Here is a 2097-nt window from a genome sequence, read left to right on the forward strand (position 1 = left end):
CCTCGCCGTCGTCGCCCTGCCGCTGGCGCCCGCCATCGCGGTGCTGCCGCTGCTCGGCCTGCTGCTCAACGGCACCTCCTCCGTCCTCTACGGCACGGTGCCGGAGCTGGCGCCGGGCGGCCGGGTCGAGCGCGCCTTCGCGATCTTCTACACCTGCACCCTCGGTGGCAGCGCGCTGGCGACGCCGCTGCTCTACGGGCCGCTCGGCGACGCGCTCGGCCCGGGCCGGGCGGCCATGGCTGCCGCTGTCACGGCGTTGGCGGTCGTCCCGCTGATGCTCGCCCTCGCGCCCCGGCTCGCGCCACGGAAGGGCGCCCCCGGATGAGCCCCGTTCGGCGCCGGACCCGGCGCGGGTGATCCGGCATGCGCAGACCAAGCCTGCAGAAGGAGACGAGATGGCGAACGACACGACCATCCGGACCGGCGGCTGCCATTGCGGCGCGGTGCGCTTCGCGGCGACGCTGGGCGCCGGCTTCCGGTCGATCCGCCGTTGCACCTGCTCCTACTGCCGGATGCGCGGCGCCGTCGTCGCGATGGCGGAGGCGGGCGGGGTCGAGATCCTGCAGGGCGCGGCGGCGCTGACGAGCTACCGCTTCCACACCGGGACGGCGCAACACTTCTTCTGCGCGCGCTGCGGGATCTACACCCATCACCAGCGCCGGTCCGACCAAAACCTGTACGCGGTCAACGTCGCCTGCCTCGACGGGGTCAGCCCGTTCGATTTCCCGGAGGTGCCTGTGATGGACGGGATCAACCACACCGGCGACACCGGCACGGCGACCCGGCGCGCGGGCACGCTGCGCTTCGTCCCGGCCGAGGACTGACGCCGCCGGCTCAGCGCCAAGTCAGCGCAGGCCGCGGATCGCCATCTCCTCGGGCGCCTGCTCGGCTTCGTCCTGCCGGGCGAGCACCTCGGCGAGGTCGACCGGGCGATAGTCTTGCGCGTCCACGCCCACGTCGCAGGAGCGGCTGGTGTCGGGCAGGCAGGCATGAGTGTGGCCGTAGAGGTGGCGGGTCTCGCGCCAGAAGCCCGGCCAGGAGCGATGCGGATAGTGCGACAGGAACAGCCTCCGCGACGTGCCGCCGGCGTCGACCACGCTGATGCGGGCGCTGTCCACCGGCGGCTGCGCCCAGGGCAGGTCGAGCACGCGGTTGGTGTCGTGGTTGCCGCGCACCAGCCGCTTCACGCCGTTCAGCCGGCGGAAGATCGCCGCGCAATAGTCTCGGCTGGCCCCGGCGGCGAAGTCGCCGAGGTGCCAGACCTCGTCCTCGACGCCGACGCGGGCGTTCCAGCGGGCGACCAGCGCCTCGTCGTGATCCTCGACCGAGCCGAAGGCGCCGCGCCGGCGCCGGACGAGGTCGGCATCGCCGAAATGCGTGTCGGCCGTGAAGTAGGTCGCCATGGGGTTTCGGACCGGTCCTCGGCCGCCCGGGCCCGTGCGCCCGGCAGAGACCCGAGATGGCGCCCGTCGCCGGCAGCGCCAGCCGACGCGGCATCGGACCGCGCTCCCGCGCCGCGCCTCAGGGCGCGTGACGCGGCGGCGGCTCCTTCTCGAGCCCGAGGAGGCCGGCGAGCTGCCCGCGGGCGCGGCTGACCCGGCTCTTCACCGTGCCGACCTGGCATTGCAGCCGCACCGCGGCCTCCTCGTAGGTGAGGCCCTCGGCGCCGACGAGGAGGAGCGCCTCGCGCTGCGTCGCCGGAAGCGTCTCCATGACCGCGTAGAGGCGTTTGAGGGTGACGACGTCCTCCTGGTCCGGCACCGCGGTCAGCTTGCCGGCCTGGACGCCGTCGGCATCCTCCACCTCGCGCTTGCGCTTGCGGATCTCGGTGTAGAACTGGTTGCGCATGATCGTGAACAGCCACGCCACCAGGTTCGAGCCCGCCTGGAACCGGTGCTGGTTCATCCAGGCCTTCATCAAGGTTTCCTGGACCAGGTCGTCGGTCCGGCTCATGTCGCCGACGAGCGAGAACGCGAAGGTGCGCAGCGCCGGGAGAACGGCCATCAGGTCGTCGCGGAACGCCGTGGTCGGCGTCTCGCCGCGGCTCGCGAGCACGTCCTCGAAGCGGCGCACCAGGGCGCGCAGCGGCTCCGGCAG

General features: G+C 73.1%; 3 protein-coding genes and 1 pseudogene. 2 read left to right on the forward strand and 2 right to left on the reverse strand.

All coding sequences use genetic code 11. From position 1 onward, the window contains the following. Together FV222_RS24145 and FV222_RS24150 are read left to right on the forward strand one after the other, a co-directional pair. Positions 1-325 (forward strand): annotated as a pseudogene (locus FV222_RS24145) (MFS transporter); the annotation flags it as partial. 70 nt (positions 326-395) lie between these two features. Then, positions 396-824: a GFA family protein gene (locus FV222_RS24150; RefSeq protein ID WP_147761787.1), complete on the forward strand. Its 429-nt coding sequence runs from the start codon at positions 396-398 to the stop codon at positions 822-824. Positions 825-845: 21 nt separating this feature from the next. On the opposite strand, the gene FV222_RS24155 is transcribed toward FV222_RS24150, so the two are convergent. Together FV222_RS24155 and FV222_RS24160 are read right to left on the reverse strand one after the other, a co-directional pair. Continuing rightward, complete coding sequence (locus tag FV222_RS24155) at positions 846-1403, reverse strand: metallophosphoesterase (RefSeq protein WP_147761788.1); 558 nt, start codon at positions 1401-1403, stop codon at positions 846-848. Positions 1404-1521: 118 nt separating this feature from the next. Then, the coding region (locus FV222_RS24160) for a sigma-70 family RNA polymerase sigma factor (RefSeq protein ID WP_246685634.1) at positions 1522-2097 on the reverse strand (576 nt) is incomplete at its 5' end.

Source organism: Methylobacterium sp. WL103 (assembly GCF_008039885.1).
In the GTDB taxonomy this organism is placed as follows: Bacteria; Pseudomonadota; Alphaproteobacteria; order Rhizobiales; family Beijerinckiaceae; genus Methylobacterium; species Methylobacterium cerastii.

What these genes read in the sequence shown, in the direction of transcription:
- FV222_RS24150 (WP_147761787.1), top strand. Translation starts at nt 396, where the DNA reads ATGGCGAACGACACGACCATCCGGACCGGCGGCTGCCATTGCGGCGCG.
- FV222_RS24155 (WP_147761788.1), bottom strand. Translation starts at nt 1,403, where the DNA reads ATGGCGACCTACTTCACGGCCGACACGCATTTCGGCGATGCCGACCTC.